Genomic DNA, 18824 nt, shown 5'->3' on the forward strand with positions numbered 1-18824 from the left:
CCATTCGCGTGAACGGGGTTTCGACCCGCTGGTTCGAGGCGGATGCCGCAGCGGTTGCAGGAAGTGCGGCGGACGTGATGGTGGTGCCCAAGATCGACGGACCGAAAGATGCCGAGCGAGCCGTGGCGGCGGCTGCAGGCAAGCCAGTCTGGGTGCTGGTTGAGACGCCCAAGGCCGTGCTCGCCGCCGATGCGATCGCGGCCGTGCCGGGGATTACGGGTCTTGTTGCTGGTTTCGCTGATCTTGCCAAGGACCTCCATGCCCGGCCGGGCCGGGGCCGCGAGCCGCTCCACCTTGCCATGGGGATGATCGTGCTTGCCGCGCGCGCCCATGGCATCCTCGCCTTCGATGGCGTATTCATCGACCTTGACGATCCCGCGGGACTCGAGGCGGAAACGCGGGCGGCGCGCGCCTTCGGGTTTGACGGCAAGACCTGTATCCACCCCGCGCAGCTTCAAATTGTGAACCATCTGTTCAGCCCGAGCGCCGACGAGATCGCCGAGGCTCGCGCGCTCATTGCCGCGCATGCGGCAGCGCTGGCCGAGGGGCGGGCGGTTGCGACCCACCGTGGCAAGATGGTGGAGGCGCTGCATGTGGCGCAAGCGCAGCAGCTGCTTGCAATCGCGGCTGCCATCGGCCTCGAGCGCTAGGCGAGCCACTTGGGGCGCACAAGGGTTGCCGGCGCGCCGGCAATGGTCAGCGGCTGGTCGAGCAACTCGGTGCGCAGGAGCGCGAAGCGAAGGTCACCGGCGCCCGAACCGCGGAGCATGCCTGCCTCACGATCGCCGGCCATCACTCGGCCATCGCCTTGTGGGCCGGCGAGCTTCAGCGGCAGCAGGCGCTTCCTGACCTTGTCGCGGTGGTGCATGCGCGCCGTATTTTCCTGGCCGACATAGCAGCCTTTGGTGAAGGAGACGGCGTTGAGCTCGCGGGCATTGGTCTCGAGCCAGAGGAGCTCATCGGTGCCGATCTCGGCCTGGTCGGGCACGCCGAGGGCGATGCGGTGGGCATGCCAGTCGGCGAGCGAGGCATCGGGGGCATGGGCGTCGGCGGGCGCGACCCAGCGGCGGCCGAGCGCAGCAAGGCGCGGGTCGGCGGGCCGGTCTGGCGCCGAGTCTCCCCAGGCGGCGAAGACGGCAAGCCCGGTCGGGGTGATTTCGACCGCGCGCCGCAAGCGGAACATGAGGAGCCGCTTCGCAAGTGCCCCGGCCACTTCAGCGTCGCAATCGAGGAGGATATCGTCCCCCTCGGCATGGAGCAGGAAGCAGTAGAGCGCCTTTCCCTGCGGTGAGAGGAGGCCAGTTGCAAGCGGCTGTCCTGCAGCCAGGAGCCCAACATCATGGGTGACGAGCGCCTGCAAGAAGGGGCGGGCATCGGCCCCGGAAATCCTGAGCACCCGGCGGTCACGGAGGTGGGCAAGCGGCATTGAAGCCGCTAGATAGGCTCGATGGGTGCAGCCGCAAGCTTTGATCGCCTTTTCCGCAATGCCGATGTCTTCACTCCGGGCGGGCTTCTGCCCCTTGATCTTGCGGTCACGGGCGGCCGGATCGCAGCGCTGCTGCCGCGCGGGGCGGGCAGCGCGGCTGAAGTGATCGACTGCACTGGGCTTACCATTCTGCCCGGTGTCATCGACACCCAGGTCCATTTCCGCGAGCCTGGTCTTGAGCACAAGGAGGATCTGGAATCCGGCTCGCGGGCGGCAGTCATGGGCGGGGTTACGGCTCTTTTCGAGATGCCGAACACCAACCCGCTCACGGACTCCGCAGATGCGCTTTTCGACAAGCTCGCGCGTGCGGCAGGGCGGATGTGGTGTGACCATGCCTTCTATGTGGGGGGGCATGCCCACAACGCTGACCTGCTTGGCGAGCTGGAGCGGCTTCCCGGCTGCTGTGGCATCAAGGTGTTCATGGGCGCCTCCACTGGCAATCTCCTCGTGCCCGACGACCCGACGCTCGAGCGCATCTTGCGCAACGGCCGTCGGCGGGTCGCGATCCACGCCGAGGACGAGCCGCGGCTGCAGGAGCGCAGGGGCCTGCGCGTCCCGGGCGATCCTTCAAGCCACCCCATCTGGCGCGATGATGAAAGTGCCATCCGGGCGACCAGACGGGCCGTTGCGCTCGCCCGCAAGACGGGGCGGCCAGTCCATATCCTCCATGTGACAACGCCAGCGGAACTGGAGTGGCTTGCCGGCCATCGCGACATTGCAAGCTGCGAAGTGACGCCCCAGCATCTGACGCTGGCGGGCGAAGAAGCCTACCCGAGGCTTGGCACGCTTGCCCAGATGAACCCGCCCATTCGCTCGGCTGCGCACCGGGAGGGGATCTGGCACTGGCTGGGCCAGGGTGTGCCCGATGTCGTCGGCTCGGACCATGCGCCGCACACGCTTGAGGAGAAGGGCCGGACCTATCCCGACACGCCGGCGGGAATGCCGGGTGTGCAGACGCTCTTGCCGCTGCTCCTTGACCATATGGCTGCAGGCCGCCTGACCCTTGCACGCCTGGTTGATCTGACGGCTGCTGGAGCGCAGCGGCTGTTCAATCTGGCAGGCAAGGGCCGGATTGCCACTGGCTATGACGCCGATCTCTCGGTCGTCGATCTGAACGGCCGGATGACGGTAACGCGGGACTGGCTGCAATCGCGCTGCGGCTGGTCGCCGTTTGAAGGCATGGAACTCTGTGGCCGGGTGGTCGGCACTGTCATTCGTGGTGCGCGCGTGATGTGGGAAGGCGAGCTCTTGGGTGCACCAGCCGGCCGGCCGATCCGCTTCACCGACACGCTTGCAGGCGAGGCATGACCCTTTCGATCCGATTCCCCGAAGCCCCGGGCGAGGCGCCGGCGCTGGTGCTTTTCGCTGCCGACGGCGCCACCCTCACGCCCGCTGCCGCGGCGGCCGACCGCGCAACGGGCAGCCAGCTCGGCCGTGCGATGAAGGCGGCGGCGTTTACCGGCAAGAAGGGGGCGATGGTCGAGCTGCTGGCACCTTCTGGTCTTGCTGCCGAGCGGGTGCTGCTTCTGGGGCTGGGCGAGCCGGGCAAGGCCGATGCGCGCGCCTTCGAGGAGCTTGGCGGCAAGGTCGCCGAGCATCTCCAGCTGAAGGCCGCGGCCGCCACCGCCGATCTTTCGGGCCTGTCGGGGCTCGGAGTGCCGCTTTCTGAGGCGGCAGCGCATCTGGCCCTTGGGACGGCCTTGCGCAGCTGGCGCCATGACCGCTGGCGCACCACGCTGAAGGAGGAGGAGAAGCCGAAGTTCGCCGAGTTCGCCATCGCCGGCGCGCCGGGAGCAGAAGCAGCGTTTGCGCCCCTCAAGCAGGTGATGGAGGGGGTATTCCTCACCCGCGAGCTGGTGACCGAGCCTGCCAACATCATCTATCCTCAAAGTTTTGTTGAAAAGGTGGAGGCAATGGCCGGCCCGCTCGGGCTCGAGGTGACCGTGCTCGACGAGGCCGAGATGACCCGGCTTGGCTTCGGCGCCTTGCTCGGCGTGGCGCAGGGCTCGGCGCGGCCGCCGCGCGTCATCGCGCTCGAGTGGAACGGGACCGGCAACGCAGATGCCACGCCGCTGCTGCTGGTGGGCAAGGGTGTCACCTTCGACACCGGCGGCATCTCGATCAAGCCGGCGGCCGGCATGGAGGACATGAAGTGGGACATGGGCGGTGCAGCGGCCGTCGCTGGCGCCATGGTTGCGCTTGCCGGGCGCAAGGCCCGCGCCCGGGTGGTCGGCGTATGCGCGCTGGTTGAGAACATGCCCGACGGCAATGCCCAGAGGCCGGGTGACGTGGTGACCACCCATTCCGGGCAGACGGTTGAAGTCATCAACACCGACGCCGAGGGGCGGCTCGTGCTCTCGGACGCGATGTGGTGGGCGCAGAGCCGCTGGAAGCCCGACGTGATGCTCGATCTTGCAACACTGACGGGGGCCATCATCATCAGCCTCGGCCATGAATATGCCGGCATGTTCGCGAACGACGATGGCCTTGCGGATGCGCTGAAGGCGGCAGGGGAATCCTCGGGCGACCGGCTGTGGCGGATGCCGCTTGGCGAGAAGGGCGGCGCCTATGACAAGCTGACCGACAGCGCCATTGCCGACATGAAGAATGTGGGGCCCCGCGAAGGCGGCTCCATTACCGCCGCCCAGTTTCTCCAGCGCTTTGTGGCCGAGGGAGTCAAATGGGCCCACCTCGATATCGCTGGCACGGTGTGGAAGGCGAAGGCGGGCGCAACCCACGACAAGGGCGCAACGGGCTTTGGAGTCCGGTTGATCGACCGGTTTGTGGCCGCAACGCGCGAGCGCTGAGCCAGGTGACCGAAATCGGCTTCTACCACTGCACCCGCCGCCCCGCCATTGATGTGGCAGTGCAGCTGGCGGCACGGGCGTGGGACAGGCGGCAGCGGCTGCTGGTGGTCGCCGATGCGCCGACGCTCGACACCCTCGACCGGCTCCTGTGGACGCAGGACCCGGCGAGCTTCCTGCCGCACGCCCGCGCCGGGGCGGGTGCGGAAGGTGCGCAGCCCATCCTGCTTTCCGAGACCCTCACACCTGCCAATGGTGCCGAGCTGCTGATGCTGGTGGGGGCCCCGCTTCCCGCGCTGCCGCTGCCCTTCGCCCGCGCCTTCCACCTGTTCGACGATGGCAGCGACGCCCATGCGCGGGCGCGCGCGGAATGGAAGGCGCTGGCCGGAAGCCCGACGGCCACGCGCATCTTCTGGAAACAGTCAGCCTCGGGCAAATGGGAGAAACAGGGATGAGCGCTGGTGCTGCCTCGTGCGACCGGTGTTCGAGCGGCAGGTGGGGGCGCTCGATGCGCTCATCGACAAGGTCCGTGCCGGGCGCTGAGGGGGTGCCGAGCGGCAGTTTGTGCTAGGGTGCCGGCCATGAGCCATGTTCTTGATGCGCCGCCGCCTGAGGCTGCCGCCGACTGGACCGTTTCGCAGCACTGGGAACGGTTCACGGCCGAGGAGCACGCGCGCTGGCGCGCCCTCTACAACCGGCAGATGCGCCTCCTGCCCGGCCGCGCGGCGCCCGCGTTCCTCGAAGGGGTGGCGAAGCTCGACCTCGCGGAAGGGGTGCCGGACTTCCGCCGCCTCTCCGACCGGCTCGGCAGGCTGACCGGCTGGGAAGTGGTGGCAGTGCCCGGGCTGGTGCCAGAGGAGGTCTTCTTCCGCCACCTTGCCGGCCGCCGCTTCGTCGCTGGCAATTTCCTGCGCGATGCCAGCCAGATGGACTATCTTGAGGAGCCGGACGTCTTCCATGATGTCTTCGGCCATGTGCCGCTCCTCGCCCACCCGGTGTTCGCCGACTATATGCAGGCCTATGGCGAAGGCGGCCTTCGCTCGATGGGCTTTGGAAGCCTCGGCAAGCTCGCCCGGCTCTACTGGTACACGGTCGAGTTCGGCCTCGTCGAAACCGCCGAGGGCTTGCGGATCTATGGCGCCGGAATCGTTTCCTCAGCTGCGGAGAGCCGGTTCGCGCTCGAAAGCGCAAGCCCCAACCGCCTCGGCTTCGATCTCGAGCGGGTGATGCGCACCCGCTACCGGATTGACGCCTTCCAGCAGACCTATTTCGTGATTCCCTCGTTCGAGGCGCTGCTCCAGATCACGCTTGAGACCGATTTTGCGCCGCTCTACGCCCGGCTGGCCGCACTCCCCGACCTCGCCATCACCGACATCCTGCCCAGTGACCGCGTTTTCACCCGCGGCACCCAGGCCGAGGCGGCGCCCCCTAGAGAATGAACTTGGAAAGATCGCTGTCGCGGGCGATGGCGGCGAGCTGCTGCTCGACATAGGCGGCATCGATCACAAGCGACCGCGTCTCGCCAGCGTCGAAGGAGAGATCCTCGAGCAGCTTTTCCATGACCGTTGCAAGGCGCCTGGCGCCGATATTCTCCACCCGCTCGTTCACTTCGGCGGCGATCCGGGCGATGGCCTCGATTCCGTCTGCTGCGAACGTGAGCTCCACGCCTTCCGTTGCCATGAGGGCCACATATTGGCGAGTGAGCGATGCTTCGGTGTCGGAGAGAATCCGCACGAAATCCTCCCTGGTCAGGCCCTTCAGCTCGACCCGGATGGGGAGGCGCCCCTGGAGCTCGGGCAGGAGGTCGGCGGGCTTTGCCACATGGAAGGCCCCCGAGGCGATGAAGAGAATATGGTCGGTCTTGACGGGGCCATAGCGGGTGGAAACCGTGGTGCCCTCGATGAGCGGCAGGAGGTCGCGCTGGACGCCCTCGCGGCTGACGGAGCCGCCGCGGATATCGGAGACGGCGATCTTGTCGACTTCGTCCAGGAAGACGATGCCATTGGCTTCAGCGGCCCTGACGGCTTCGCGCGTCAGTTCCTCAGTGTCGAGCCGGCGGTCGCTTTCCTCGTTGACGAGCTGCTCCCAGGCGGCTTCGACGGGCATCTTGCGGCGTTTCGTCCGCCGGGCCCCCATGGCCCGGCCCAGCATCTCGCCGAGGTTGATGACCTGGCCGGGCTGGATACCGGGAAGATCGAAGGGGAGCTGGGGCCCGGAATCCTCGACTTCCACTTCGACTTCGCGGCCGGTCATCTGGCCTTCGAGGATGCGCTGGCGGAAGGCGAGGCGCGTTGCCTCGCTTGCATCCTTGCCGACGAGCGCGTCGATGAGACGCTCGAGCGCGGCGGCCTCGGCGGCCTCGCGCACGGTTGCCCGGCGGCTGTCGCGCACCAGGCGGATCGCGTCTTCGACGAGGTCGCGGATGATCGAGTCGACGTCGCGGCCGACATAGCCGACTTCCGTGAACTTGGTCGCTTCCACCTTCACGAACGGGGCGTCAGCGAGCTTCGCAAGCCGCCGGGCAATCTCGGTCTTGCCACAGCCGGTCGGCCCGATCATGAGAATATTCTTCGGCACCACCTCCTCGCGCAGCGCCGGCTCGAGCTGCTGGCGCCGCCAGCGGTTGCGAAGCGCGATCGCAACCGCCTTCTTGGCCTCGGTCTGGCCGACGATGTGGCGGTCGAGCTGGGCGACGATGGCCTTGGGGGTGAGCGCCTCGCCGGACCTGAAGGCGCCTGGCGCGGGCATGCGGTTCATCCAATTCCTTCCACAGTGAGCTGGTCGTTGGTGTAGACGCAGATGTCAGCTGCGATCTGCATGGCCCGCCTGGCGATCGCCTCGGCGTCCATGTCGGTGTCGGCGAGCGCGCGTGCGGCAGCCAGCGCATAGTTTCCGCCCGAGCCGATGGCAGCGATCCCGTCATTGGGCTCGAGCACATCGCCAGTGCCGGTGAGGAGGAGAGTGACCTCCCGATCGGCGACGATCATCATCGCTTCCAGCCGGCGGAGATAGCGGTCCTGCCGCCAGTCCCTGGCGAGCTCCACGGCCGCGCGGGTGAGCTGGCCGGGGAAGCGCTCGAGCTTGGCCTCGAGCCGCTCGAAGAGGGTGAAGGCGTCGGCCGTCGAGCCAGCGAAGCCGCCGATGACCGCGCCATCGGCGCCGAGGCGCCGGACCTTGCGGGCATTGGGCTTGATGATGGTCTGGCCGAGGCTGACCTGGCCATCGCCGGCGACGACGACCCGGCCGGACTTGCGCACGGAAAGGATGGTGGTGCCGTGCCACGTGGGGGCGTGTGCGTTCAGGGGAAGAAATCCTTCGCGTCTTTGCTGCGAATTTAGGAACCAGCGGGTGGGTCTTGAAGGGGCGGCCCGCACGCCGAGCGAAGCGCCTGCCAGTCGGAAGCCGACAAGGCCGGCGTGGTTCCCCTCGCCCGTGCTGCTGCAGCGCGGAAGGTGGCCAGCCGTTCCGGCGCCGGCGGATGCGTGCTCACCCAGTTGCCAAGGCGGCGTACGAGTGGCGAGGCATCCGCACTTTCCGTTGTTGCGCGGGTGAAGAAGGCAACAAGGCCGGCTGGCGATATTCCGGCGCGGGCAAGAATTGCAAGCGCATAGGCATCGGCTTCCCGCTCCTTCTCCCGGCTCATCGCGGTCTGGAGCAGCGTGTCTGCGAAGTTGGCAAGGTTGCTGTTGAGGCTGGAGAGGAGGATGGCCATGCCGGCGTTGCGCAGCAGCAGCTCGGTGGCATGGCGATGCTCGACATGGCCGAGTTCGTGCGCGAGCACGCCCGCCACTTCGTCTGGCCCGCTTGCGGCCTCGATGAGGCCGCGCGTGAGCAGAACCTGCCCGCCTGGCGCTGCCAGGGCATTGGCGACCCCGAGGTCGGCAATCCGCACCACGACTGGCTCGGCATGCCCACCCTCTGGCTGCAGGCGGGCGAGCAGCCGGGCAAGCGCTGCCTCGGCCTCGGGCGTGGCACAGAAGCGCCCGCCTGCCACCTGCTCGACGATCGCCTCCCCCAGCGGAACCGTGACCGACAGCGGGACGTGCGGCGCGGCCCGCTCGAGCAGCATGCCACCCCGTAGCCAAAGGAGCGCGCCCGTGCCCACCATCAGCAAGATGATCGTTGCGCGCGCGAGCCGCCGGGAGGGCGACGGTTGGCCGGAGCGGCGCAGCCGCCTGCGCTGCCGTATCGGCAAGGGCGGCGCGACGGAGAGCCGCCAGTCGGGCAGGTCGGCGCGACCGAGGATGGTGCGGTCCGGCAGGTCGGAGACCAGCTCCAGGGTTTCGAAGCGCAGCCGCTCCGAGCCGCCGTCGGGCCGGGCGACCACGATCCCGCCCTTCATCGGATGGAGCCTGACCGGCTGGCGTTCCAGCGTGACGCCGTCCATCAACACGGCGGGCTGGCCGTCAGATGCCGCCAAGGTCGAAACCTTCGGCAAGACCCTCGCCGTGGCTCGGTGCGGCAAGCTGCGACTGGCGAATCCGCCCCTCGTCGAGTACGCCCTCGATCCGCAGGTGCGTGATCCAGAACGCCCACTGCCGCCAGGGCAGAAGCAGTGCGCCGACCCCAAGCGTCAGGATGACGAGCGCAGCATTGCCGAGCAGATAGCGGAGCCACTGCGACCGGGTCGCGGCAAAGGCGAAGCCGACGTCCCCCAGCCGGGTCGCGCCTGCCGCGGCCGACAGGAAGGCTGCGCGCCAGGGCACGAATGCCAGTGGCAGGATGAGGGTGACGACCCCCAGAAAGACGGCGAAGCCGATAAACGGGACGAGCATGGCCAACCACGGCGCGACTGCAGGGACCCGGCCGGCTGCGGGAAGCTCGGCAGCGCCCATGACCCCCATCAGGGTCGGAAGCGCCAGGAGGAGCGGCACCAGGACCAGCGCGACGGCAAGCCCCAGAGAAATCAGCCAGGGCTTGAACAGCGGTCCCCAGTTGAGTTTGGCTCTGAACGCTTCCGTGCCGAAGCGGGCATCGTTCCAGAGCGCGTTCCAGCGCCTTGCGTCGGCATAGGGCGTCGCAAGCCCGAGCGTCACCGCCTTCAGGGCAAGCATCGCGAAGTTGAGCCGGGCGTAGCGCCAGCCGCTTCCCTCCAGCCCGGCACGGATACCGCGCCAGGCGGTGCGCGAAAGAAGATAGCGCCGCGCCCGCCAGACGGCGTAGCCGAGGAGAAGGCCGATCGCAGGCAGCAGCACCAGCGGCACAAGGAGGGCGGCACTCACAAGTGCCTCTTCCGATGCCCCGCTCAGCTGCAGAAGCTGCGGCAGCTGCGCCAGGGCTCCAAGCGGCAGGAAGACGAGCAGGAAGGCGATCACGAACCCCTTGAAAAGCTCGATGCCGCGGCCGCGATATTCGAGCGGGTCGCCGTCGATGGTCGTCTCCTCCCACAGCCGGCGACGGTTGGCGGTCTTCCACCAGAAGCGATGAATGCCGAGTGTGATGACGCTCAAGAACGCCCGCCAGAGCTGCATGAGGAGGAACGGCCCGGCCCGGCCGGCGAAATGGACCCTCGGCTCCCCCTCGGCTCCGGACGCGCTCACGGCCGCAGCACCAGCTTGCCGAAATTGCCGCCCGTGTAGAGGAGCGGCAGCACGTCCGGGAAGCTGTCGAGGCCGTCGCGCACATCTTCTCGTGCCGTGATGCTGCCGTCTGCCAGGCCCTTGACGATTTCGGCGCGGGCTTCCCCGTAGCGGGCGGCATAGTCGAAGACGACAAAGCCTTCCATCCGCGCGCGCTGGATGAGGAGGTTCAGATAGTTGCGGGGGCCGCGAATATTGGCGAAATCATTATATCCGGAGATGGCGCCGCAAATGACGACTCGGGCCCGGCGGGCGAGAAGCGACATCACAGCCTCCAGGATTTCGCCGCCGACATTGTCGAAATAGACATGGACACCGCCCGGCACTTCGGCCGCAAGCGCCTGGCGCAGCGGGCCCAAACCCGCGTGCGCCCTGTAGTCGATGCAGGCATCTGCCCCGAACGTCTCCGTCACCAGCCGGCACTTCTGTGGCCCGCCGGCAATTCCGACGACCCGGCAGCCGTGGCGCTTCGCCAGCTGGACGACGAGCCCGCCCACTGCCCCGGCGGCAGACGAGACGACGACGGTCTCGCCCTCCTTGGCTGCGCCGACCTCGAACAGGCCGAACCAGGCTGTCATGCCAGGAATGCCGAGCACTCCGAGCCAGCGCTCGAAGGGCGCGATGGCAAGGTCGATGGCCTCGAGGTCCTGGCCGCGCACGCAAGCCAAGCGCTGGACTCCGAGGCCGCCCATGACCGTGTCCCCGGGCTGCCAGCGGGGATCGCGCGAGTGGAGGACGACTCCAGCACCGCTCGCCCGCATCACCTCGCCGATGCCGACGGGCGGGATATAGCTCTTCCCTTCATTAAGCCAGCCGCGCATGGCAGGATCGAGGCTGATCGCCTTCACTTCGACCAGCACCTCGCCTTCTGCCGGTTCGGGTGCGGGTTCGTCGGCGATGCTCCAGGTCTCGGGCCCCGGCATGCCGGTGGGGCGGCGGGCGAGCCTCACGGTCAAGTTCCTCATGTCCGTTCCTCCCGCGCCTTCCGGAGCAGCAGCTTGTCAGCGTCTGTAAAGGCGAAACGCCACATGAGAAAGAAGAAGATGAGGGGGACTCCGAAGCCGGTTGCAACCATGTGAAGGGCTTCGGGCAAGACGATGAGGGTGGCCCAGCCCCAGAGGAAGGCTGGCACGGCGCAAATGAGGATTGAGACCCGCCACATCGGCACCGGTTTGCCCAGCGTCTTGACCAGGAGGATCTGCTTGGTGACGGCCATGAACAGCATGGCAGCAAGGAGCCCCGCGGCAGCCCCCGCGCCGCCCCACATCGGCACCAGGGCGATGGCAACCCCGGCTTCAAGGGCAAGTGCTGCAAGGCTCAGGAGAAGGTTCAGGTTGCGCCGCGTGTAGATGAGTGCCGACTCCGCAATCGAGGCCTGGCTTGCGGCAAGCTCGGCAAGGAGGAGGAAGAGGAGGACGAGGCCGCCGGCTGCGAACTCGGGCCCGAACAGGCCCATGGTGCCTTCCGCGGCAATGCCGATCATGATGACGACGGCAAGCTGGACAGTGATGACCCAGAAGCCGACCTGGGCGAGGTGGCCGGCGGCTTCGGCATGGCGGTTGGCAGCAAGCGCGCGCGACAAAAGCGGTGCCAGAATGGGGTCAAAGCTGGTCCGCAAGCGCCCGGCCAGCGAGGCGACCTGCTGGGCGACATAGTAGACGCCCACCACCTCGGCCGAGGCGAAACGGCCGAGGATGAAGAGGTCGATCCGCCGCGACGTCCAGTCGATGACGTCAGCGCCTGCGACTGGGAGATTCTCCCGCGCAAGCGCTGCCATGCGGGCGATGCTGGGCCGCCAGCCCCGGGGCAGGCCAAACTGGCGAAAGGCCGGGCTCCAGGCGACTGCCGAGGCAGCGACGAGCGCCAGCACATAGGCGATGAGAAGACCCGCTGGCTGCAGCGGTGTGAACCACAGGCCGATGGCGGCAAGCGAGAGCACCCAGGGCTCGACCAGCGAGCGCGACAGGACCTGGACATCGATCCGCTTGTGGAAGGCAAGCCCCGAGAGCAGCAGGTCGAGGACTGCGATCAGGAGGACGAGAAGGGCGAGGAAGCGCTCCCAGTCGAATCGCAGGCCAGTCGGGAAAAGGAGGGTGGGGAAGAAGAGGAGAACAGCGGCAATCCCCGTGCCCACGCCGAGAATGAGGAGCATGGCATCGGCAAGGACATGGGTTTCAGGCTGGCGGCCGCGGGCGAGCGCGAGCGCGATGCCGCGCTTCAAGCCAACAAGGGCGAGGGCTGCTGCGAACTCGACCGTGATCGTCGCATAGGCGAAGCGGCCGAGCTCTTCTGCGCCATAGAGCCGCCCGCCGATGACGAGGAACGGAATCCGCGCGACCAGGCGCATGAGATAGCCGAACACATTCTGCCGGCCGCCCTTTGCCAGTTCCGCGCTGGACATGGGCTGCTGCTGACATGGGCTGCTGCGATGGGCAAGCGCCGCCCGGTTGGAAAGGATGCGCACCGCTGCGCTTTTCTTCCGGCCTTGCGTGCGGCAGGGGTGCAACATGCGGGTCGCGAACCGTCACTTGCTGGCCTGGTGCGGCCCCTGTCTGCCGCTGGCTGCGCTTGGGCTTCCGCTCGTCGTCTATCTGCCGCCGCACTATTCGGGCACGCTTGGGCTCTCCATCGGCACCGTTGGCTTCCTCTTCGCGCTGGTGCGGCTTATCGACATCCCGCTCGACCCGCTGCTCGGCAGCTTGATGGACCGCACGCGCAGCCGGCTCGGGCAGTTCCGGCCCTGGCTCGTGGGTGGCGCACTGGTGCTCGCGGCGGGCGTGTGGCTCCTCTTCATGGCCCGGCCAGGCGTGAGCGCTTCGGCCGCCTTCGCCTTCCTCTTCACGCTCTACCTCGGCTACTCGATGGCGGGGCTGGCCCAGACCAGCTGGGGCGCGCGGCTTTCTGCCGACTATGCCGAGCGCGCGCGCATCTTCGGCTGGTGGACGACGGCCAATGTGTTGGGGACCATTCTCGTTCTTGTCCTCCCGCCCCTCGCGCTCAGTGTGACTGGTAGCGAAACGCATGCCGGGATTCACGCCATGGGCGGGTTCATCATCGCCCTCCTTCTTCCGACCGCGCTTGTCGCTGGCCTCCTGGTGCCTGAAGGAGAGGCGCCAGGTGCGGCCCACGGCTTTTCGCTCGCTGCGGCCGGGCGCGTGCTCGCCGACCGGCGGATGCGCCTCCTGCTCGGCATCGACCTGCTCGCCTCGGCCGTGCCAGCGATCACCGGAGCATTGTTCCTCTTCTTCTTCACGCAAGTGAAGGGCTACAGCCAGGCGGAGACCTCTCTCCTGCTCCTCTTCTACTTCGTCGCCGGCCTCGCTGCCGCCCCGCTGTGGATCCGGCTTGCGACTCGCATTGGCAAGCACAAGGCAGTGTCGGTTGCGATCGGCTGGAAGGGGGCGGTGCAGATCCTCATCCTGCTGCTGCCAAGTGGCCATGTGCCGCTTGCAGCACTTGGCATGGCGATCGCCGGCGTGCCCTTTGCAGCCCCCATCTTCCTCGTGCGCGCGATGCTTGCCGACCTGCTGGACGCCCAGCGCCTCGACCGCCGGGAAGCCCATGAGGAGGAGCGGGATACGACCGGCCTTGCCTACGCCTTCCTCACTGCGACTGGAAAGCTCGGCTATGCGCTCCCCGTCGGCCTGCTCTACCCGCTGCTCGGCGCCTTCGGCTTCGACCCGGCGCCGGGAGCACACAATGACGGGACTGCCCTTGCTGGGCTTTCCATGACCTTCATCGCGCCGCCAATGGTCTTTGGTCTTGCAGCAGCAGCAATGGCGTGGCGCTGGCCGATCACGGCAGACGCCCATGCCCGGATCCAGAGCCAGCTTGCCACCTCAGCCAAGGCCACGGGAGACGACATCCACAAGGTCACGTGAAAGCTTCGGCGCGGCAGCGATCCGCTCAAGCTCGGTCCGCATCGCGGCAGCAAGCGGCGGGATCATGCGCTTCCAGCGCGTCAGCGCCTGGGCGACCCGGCTGGCGACAGACGGGTTGAGGGCGTCGAGGGCGAGGACCTGGTCGGCGATAAAGCGGTAGCCCTCCGGGCAGTTGAAGCGGGCCTGGTTGGCTGTGAAGCCAAGGAGGAGTGCGCGTGCCCGGTTGGGGTTGCGGATGTCGAACGCCGGGTCCTGGGCGAGCACCTCAACTGCCTGGAGCGTGTCGGCCCGACCCGACCCCGCCTGGACGGCAAACCACTTGTCAAGGAGCATCGGGTCATCGCCATGGCGCGCCCGGAACAGCGCAAGCGCCTCCTGCCGCTCGGCAGCGCTCGAGGAGGCGAGCGCGGTCAGGGCCGCCATGCGGTCGGTCATGGAACGGCTGCTGGTGAACATGCGGAAGGCAGCTGACGTCGCCTCCGCATCATCGCGCGCAAGCAAGGCGGCAATCGCCACGCCCTTGAGCCGCCTCAGCCCCTTGGCGCGCGGCGAAAGGTCACGCGCCTCGGTCTCTTCGGCATGGAAGGCGTCCCACAGCGCTGGCGCGCAGCCGTCGAGGATGGCCACGCGCAAGGCTTCGCGCGCGGCGCGGATGGCGAGCGGATCGACTTGGTCCATCCGGTCGCCGATGAGGGATTCGGAAGGGACGAGGATGGCCTCGGCGACGAAGGCGGGATCGCGCCAACGCTCCTTGAGCGTGTTGCCCACCGCCTCGACCACCTCGGCGTGGCTGCGCGGTGCGCCGGCCTCGATGCTGGCGAGAAGCGCAAGAAGCATCAGCCGCTGCAGGGCATCGTAGCGGGCGAAGGGGTCATCATCGTGCGCCGCGAGGATGGCAAGATCGGCTGGGTCTGGGTCGGGGGAGATGAGCACGGGGGCGGAGAAGCCGCGGTTTATGGAAAGGAGCGCGGGGGCTTCGACCCCCTCGAAGTGCACTTCGGCCATGCGCTCGGCGAGAGTCACAAGCCGGGGTTCGGTAAGGCGGGTTCCGTCGCGACCGAAGAGCGCGACTTCAATGGGGATCAAGAGCGGGGGTGCGCTTGCGCCGGCAACCGGATTCGACTGGGCGAGCTCCAGGATGGTTGCCCCCGCCTCCTGCCTGAGCCGCGCCTCGACCCTGGGCGTGCCAGCCTGGTGGTACCAGTGGCGGAAGCGCGCGGCCTCCAGGCCCTCGGCGGCCATGGCAGCGAGGAAGTCCTCGATCGTTGCCGCCTTGCCGTCATTGGCGGTGAAATAGCGGTCTGAAGCGCGGCGGAAGGCGGCTTCGCCCATCAGCCGCCGCATCATGCCGATGAGCTCGGCGCCCTTGTTGTAGACTGTTGCCGTGTAGAAGTTGGAAATCTCGAGATAATGATCGGGCTGCACCGGGTGGGCCAAGGGGCCGGCATCCTCGGGAAACTGGAAGGCACGCAGCGCCCGCGCTTCCTCGATGCGGCGGACGGCAGGCGAGCCGAGCCAGTGGGTGAATTGCTGCTCGCGAAAGACCGTGAAGCCCTCCTTGAGCGAGAGCTGGAACCAGTCCCGGCAGGTGACTCGGTTGCCTGACCAGTTGTGGAAATATTCATGCGCGACCACGGCGGAGACGGCATCGAGGTCGAAATCGGTTGCCGTCTCAGGGTCGGCGAGGATGTAGCGGGCGTTGAAGATGTTGAGCCCCTTGTTCTCCATGGCGCCGAAGTTGAAGTCGTGGACGGCGACGATGTTGAAGACGTCGAGGTCATATTCGCGGCCATAATGCTCCTCGTCCCAGCGCATGGCAGCCTTGAGGGATTCCATGGCATGGGCGGTGCGTGGCACATCTTCGGCGGCAACCCAGATGGCGAGATCGACATGGCGGCCTGACATGGTGGTGAAGCGGTCGCGGCAGGGCTCGAGCCGGCCAGCGACGGCAGCAAAGAGGTAGGAGGGCTTGGGAAAGGGATCGTCCCATTCGGCGAAATGGCGGCCGCCGGGAAGCTCGCCCGCCGCACCGGGGTTGCCGTTCGCCAGCAGCACGGGAAAGGCGGCCCGGTCGGCCTCGAGCCGGACCCGGAAGCGTGTCAAGATGTCGGGCCGGTCAGGGAAGAAGGTGATGCGGCGGAAGCCCTCGGGCTCGCATTGGGTGCAGAGGTTGCCGCCCGAGGCATAGAGGCCCATCAATCGCGTGTTCGTCACCGGGTGGATCGCCGTCACTGTCTCGATGACGGCACGGTCGCCTCGAAGCGCGAGTGTGAGCCCGGAGCCGGAAGGTGCGGGGAGCGGCTGGGGTGCGCCGTCGATTGCAAGCGCGAGCAATTCGAGTGAGTCGCCATCGAGCCGGAGCGGCCGGTCGTGCTGGCCGTTGCGAAGGAGTTCGAGCCGAGCGTGGACGAGGGTGCGCTCAGGTGCGAGCTCGAACCGGAGCGTGGCCGTCGGCACCAGCCAGTCGGGCGGGCGGTAGTCGGCGAGCCGAGTGACATCTGGCCCCGTCGGGGCAGCCGGGCTGCGGGTGATGGCATCCATCCCTGCCTGCTAGGCCTGGCACCTGGGCCGGGCAAGGGGGTGCCAGGGGTGTGGCAGGGAGGTGTCAGGCGCGGCGGCTGAAGCCAACGCCGGCAACAAGGCCAGTGCCCACTGCCATTCCGACTGCGAGCAGGCCATAGGCGATGCTGTTGCGGTGGGCGAACAGCCAGACATCGCGTTCGAACCCGCTCTTGTCGATGATGATGGGGGCCGTTGCCCGGGCCCGGACGCGGCCGTTGCGGATCAAGTAGATCTCGGCCCGATAGTCGCCAACCGGCACTGCCGAGGGAATAGGGATCCGGGCGCGGTAGAGGACATCGGCGGTGATGCGGACACCATAGGGCTGCTCGACGAACAGGCCATCGCGCCGGCGCAGCGCCAGGAGGCCATCCTGGAACCTTCGGCTGGTCTCGGGATCAACGGCAGTGGCTGGCGACAGCTGCAGGAAGGAAAGGCCAATCTCGTAGATGGCGGCGTTGCGCTCATCCAGCAGCTGGGCGATGGGGGACGAAGTGGCAACGGCATAGAAGCCGGGCGCGCTCTCGAAGCGGACGGCCTCGCGGTTCATCCAGATGCCGAGCACCCGGCTCTTCTGGCGGACCGTCAAGGGTGCAGTCGGCCCGCGGATGACGATGGCAATCCCCGGTGCTTCGGCCGGGAGCCGGCCACCTGGATATTGGATGGCGCCAAAGACCAGGAGCTCCTCGCCAGCGAAGCGGTAGGAAATATCGATCCGGCTCTGCGAGAGATCGGCAACAAGGGTGGGCTGGGCCGCCTGCAGGGGCAGCGCCAAGATGAGGACGAGGCCGGCGAGCCATTTCATGCGAGCGCCGTCTCGATTGAGTAAAGGTCGCGCGGCGTAATCGTGAGGCCGATGAGGAGCCGCAGTGCGACGGCAAGCACCAGGATGGCGAGTGCAAGCCGCAGCCGCTCTGGTGCGAGCCGCTGGGCCGTGCGGGCGCCGAGCTGAGCGCCGACCACGCCACCGACCAGGAGCAGGCCAGCGAGCACGATATCGACCGTCTGCGACTGGAAGGCGTGGAGGAGGGTTGCAACGGCGGTTACGAAGACGATCTGGAACAGGCTGGTGCCGACGACGACACCGGCGGCCATGCCGAGGAGGTAGAGCATGGCAGGCACGAGGATGAAGCCGCCGCCCACGCCCATGATGATGGTGAGCATGCCAACTGCAGCACCGATGACGAACGGGGCGAGTGGCGAAATATAGAGGCCGGAGCGGGGAAAGCGCATCCGAAGCGGCAGGCTGGCGACAAGCGGATGGTGCCGGCGCGCCGGCCGCGGCGCTGGCTCGCCCCGGCGGAGGTGCCTGAGCGCAGCAAGCGACTCCCGCAGCATGAGGAGCCCGACCGTGCCGAGCAGCAGCACATAGGCAAGAGCGATCACGACGTCGACTTGTCCGAGCGCCTGGAGCTGGCGGAAGAGAAGCGAGCCAGCAGCCGAGCCAAGGAGCCCGCCGCCGACCATGACAAGCCCCATCTTCACATCGACTCCGCCAGCGCGATAATGGTTGGCGGCCCCGGAGACCGACGCGCCAGTGACCTGGGTTGCAGCCGACGCAACGGCAATGGCGGGCGGGATGCCATAGAAGATGAGGAGCGGCGTGGTGAGGAAGCCCCCGCCGACGCCGAACATCCCCGACAAGAACCCGACCAGGGCTCCAAGCGCGATGATGACGGCCGCGTTCACCGACATCTCGGCGATGGGGAGATAGATGTCCACGCGCGCCCGCTTATCGGGGGAAGGGGGCGGGGAAAAGGCGGGCGTTGGCAGGCGCCCGCCAGCCGCTGCGCATCAGGCGAGGACGGACTTGACCTGGCCGTCGCGCCGTCGCCGCCGCATGGCAAGGCCGATGAGGCCAAAGCCTGCAAGCAGCATGGCCCAGGTCGAAGGCTCTGGCACGACGCCGGCGGCGATGTTGTCGAACTCGAAGCTGTTCTGGCCCGAGGTGAAGACGATCCGGTTCACCGGAGTCGGGCCGAAGTTGAACAGGAAGCGGGCATTGGCATTGGGGTCGGTGCCCGAGCCATTGGCGATGCCGGGCGCTGCAAGCTGGCTTCCGGTGAAGCTCGCAACCAGGCCCGAGGGGCCGAAAAATTGGACCCGGTTGGTTGGATCAAGCGAGCCCAGGTCGAAGGAGAGCGAGCGCAGGAGCGGCGTATCGACAATCGCCTGTTCGAGCGGATTGCGCCGCACCGACATGTAGAGGCTCTTGTTGCCGGGAAGCGGCCGGGCAATGCCTGGGATGAGACCGCCAGCACCGCTGTAGATGCCGGCATTGCCCGAAACGGTGAAGCCAGGGGCAGCAGGGGCATCGAAGGTGACGACCAGCACTTCGCCAGGGGCGAGCGTGCCATAGGGGGCCTTTACGAACGCAACAGCATGGGCTGCAGGCGCGAGCAGGAGTGCAGCTCCCGGGGCAAGAAGACGATGCATGCGAAGGACTCCTTAAGGATGGTGCCTGCTGTTACGGCGCAGCGACGGCAGGAAAAAGCCCATCGGCCTGGCATTAACG

Annotated in this window: 17 protein-coding genes; 6 read left to right on the plus strand and 11 right to left on the minus strand. The window is 67.6% G+C overall.

The features are described 5' to 3' along the window. Positions 1-650: HpcH/HpaI aldolase/citrate lyase family protein (locus tag ACWIQA_RS01420; RefSeq protein ID WP_448581281.1), on the plus strand; the 650-nt coding region annotated here is incomplete at its 5' end. On the opposite strand, the gene ygfZ is transcribed toward ACWIQA_RS01420, so the two are convergent. Continuing rightward, a complete protein-coding gene (gene ygfZ, locus ACWIQA_RS01425) occupies positions 647-1426 on the minus strand; it encodes a CAF17-like 4Fe-4S cluster assembly/insertion protein YgfZ (protein ID WP_448581282.1) in 780 nt (259 codons plus the stop codon). The genes ACWIQA_RS01420 and ygfZ overlap by 4 nt on opposite strands. Before the next feature lie 21 nt (positions 1427-1447). On the opposite strand from ygfZ, the gene ACWIQA_RS01430 reads away from it, so the two are divergent. The 4 genes from ACWIQA_RS01430 to phhA all read left to right on the plus strand — a co-directional run bounded on the left by ACWIQA_RS01430 (position 1448) and on the right by phhA (position 5729). Continuing rightward, complete coding sequence (locus tag ACWIQA_RS01430; protein WP_448581283.1) at positions 1448-2794, plus strand: dihydroorotase; 1347 nt, start codon at positions 1448-1450, stop codon at positions 2792-2794. Next, on the plus strand, positions 2791-4293 hold the full coding sequence (locus tag ACWIQA_RS01435) for a leucyl aminopeptidase (RefSeq protein ID WP_448581284.1): 1503 nt from the start codon (positions 2791-2793) through the stop codon (positions 4291-4293). The genes ACWIQA_RS01430 and ACWIQA_RS01435 overlap by 4 nt, the downstream gene beginning before the upstream one ends. A 5-nt stretch (positions 4294-4298) precedes the next feature. Further along, complete coding sequence (locus ACWIQA_RS01440; protein ID WP_448581285.1) at positions 4299-4745, plus strand: DNA polymerase III subunit chi; 447 nt, start codon at positions 4299-4301, stop codon at positions 4743-4745. Positions 4746-4871: 126 nt separating this feature from the next. Continuing rightward, complete coding sequence (phhA, locus tag ACWIQA_RS01445; RefSeq protein WP_448581286.1) at positions 4872-5729, plus strand: phenylalanine 4-monooxygenase; 858 nt, start codon at positions 4872-4874, stop codon at positions 5727-5729. Here phhA and hslU read toward each other — a convergent pair. Genes hslU through ACWIQA_RS01475 form a run of 6 tightly spaced genes read right to left on the minus strand, consistent with a single transcriptional unit; the run spans position 5719 to position 12270 of the window. Continuing rightward, positions 5719-7038, minus strand: coding sequence for an ATP-dependent protease ATPase subunit HslU (gene hslU / locus ACWIQA_RS01450; protein WP_448581301.1), 1320 nt, complete (start codon positions 7036-7038; stop codon positions 5719-5721). The genes phhA and hslU overlap by 11 nt on opposite strands. 5 nt (positions 7039-7043) lie before the next feature. Next, complete coding sequence (hslV, locus tag ACWIQA_RS01455; protein ID WP_448581302.1) at positions 7044-7592, minus strand: ATP-dependent protease subunit HslV; 549 nt, start codon at positions 7590-7592, stop codon at positions 7044-7046. 32 nt (positions 7593-7624) lie between these two features. Continuing rightward, a complete protein-coding gene (locus ACWIQA_RS01460) occupies positions 7625-8710 on the minus strand; it encodes a M48 family metallopeptidase (protein WP_448581287.1) in 1086 nt (361 codons plus the stop codon). Next, positions 8697-9830 carry a YjgN family protein gene (locus tag ACWIQA_RS01465; RefSeq protein ID WP_448581288.1) on the minus strand — a complete coding sequence of 378 codons (1134 nt, stop codon included), beginning with the start codon at positions 9828-9830 and terminating at the stop codon, positions 8697-8699. The genes ACWIQA_RS01460 and ACWIQA_RS01465 overlap by 14 nt, the downstream gene beginning before the upstream one ends. Next, positions 9827-10834: an NADP-dependent oxidoreductase gene (locus tag ACWIQA_RS01470; RefSeq protein ID WP_448581289.1), complete on the minus strand. Its 1008-nt coding sequence runs from the start codon at positions 10832-10834 to the stop codon at positions 9827-9829. The genes ACWIQA_RS01465 and ACWIQA_RS01470 overlap by 4 nt, the downstream gene beginning before the upstream one ends. Further along, positions 10831-12270: a lipopolysaccharide biosynthesis protein gene (locus ACWIQA_RS01475; protein ID WP_448581290.1), complete on the minus strand. Its 1440-nt coding sequence runs from the start codon at positions 12268-12270 to the stop codon at positions 10831-10833. The genes ACWIQA_RS01470 and ACWIQA_RS01475 overlap by 4 nt, the downstream gene beginning before the upstream one ends. A 106-nt stretch (positions 12271-12376) precedes the next feature. Here ACWIQA_RS01475 and ACWIQA_RS01480 point away from each other — a divergent pair, with 106 nt between their 5' ends. Further along, positions 12377-13750, plus strand: coding sequence for an MFS transporter (locus tag ACWIQA_RS01480; protein WP_448581291.1), 1374 nt, complete (start codon positions 12377-12379; stop codon positions 13748-13750). Here ACWIQA_RS01480 and pepN read toward each other — a convergent pair. The 4 genes from pepN to ACWIQA_RS01500 form a co-directional block, all read right to left on the minus strand. Continuing rightward, positions 13709-16291, minus strand: coding sequence for an aminopeptidase N (pepN, locus tag ACWIQA_RS01485; RefSeq protein WP_448581292.1), 2583 nt, complete (start codon positions 16289-16291; stop codon positions 13709-13711). The two genes, ACWIQA_RS01480 and pepN, sit on opposite strands and share 42 nt — an antisense overlap. Before the next feature lie 64 nt (positions 16292-16355). Continuing rightward, positions 16356-17114: a TIGR02186 family protein gene (locus ACWIQA_RS01490; RefSeq protein ID WP_448581293.1), complete on the minus strand. Its 759-nt coding sequence runs from the start codon at positions 17112-17114 to the stop codon at positions 16356-16358. Then, positions 17111-18031: a sulfite exporter TauE/SafE family protein gene (locus ACWIQA_RS01495; RefSeq protein WP_448581294.1), complete on the minus strand. Its 921-nt coding sequence runs from the start codon at positions 18029-18031 to the stop codon at positions 17111-17113. Before ACWIQA_RS01495 ends, ACWIQA_RS01490 begins: the two co-directional genes overlap by 4 nt. A 72-nt stretch (positions 18032-18103) precedes the next feature. Continuing rightward, positions 18104-18745: an Npun_F0296 family exosortase-dependent surface protein gene (locus tag ACWIQA_RS01500; protein WP_448581295.1), complete on the minus strand. Its 642-nt coding sequence runs from the start codon at positions 18743-18745 to the stop codon at positions 18104-18106. Between the last annotated feature and the right edge of the window lie 79 nt (positions 18746-18824).

Source organism: Thermaurantiacus sp. (assembly GCF_053487655.1).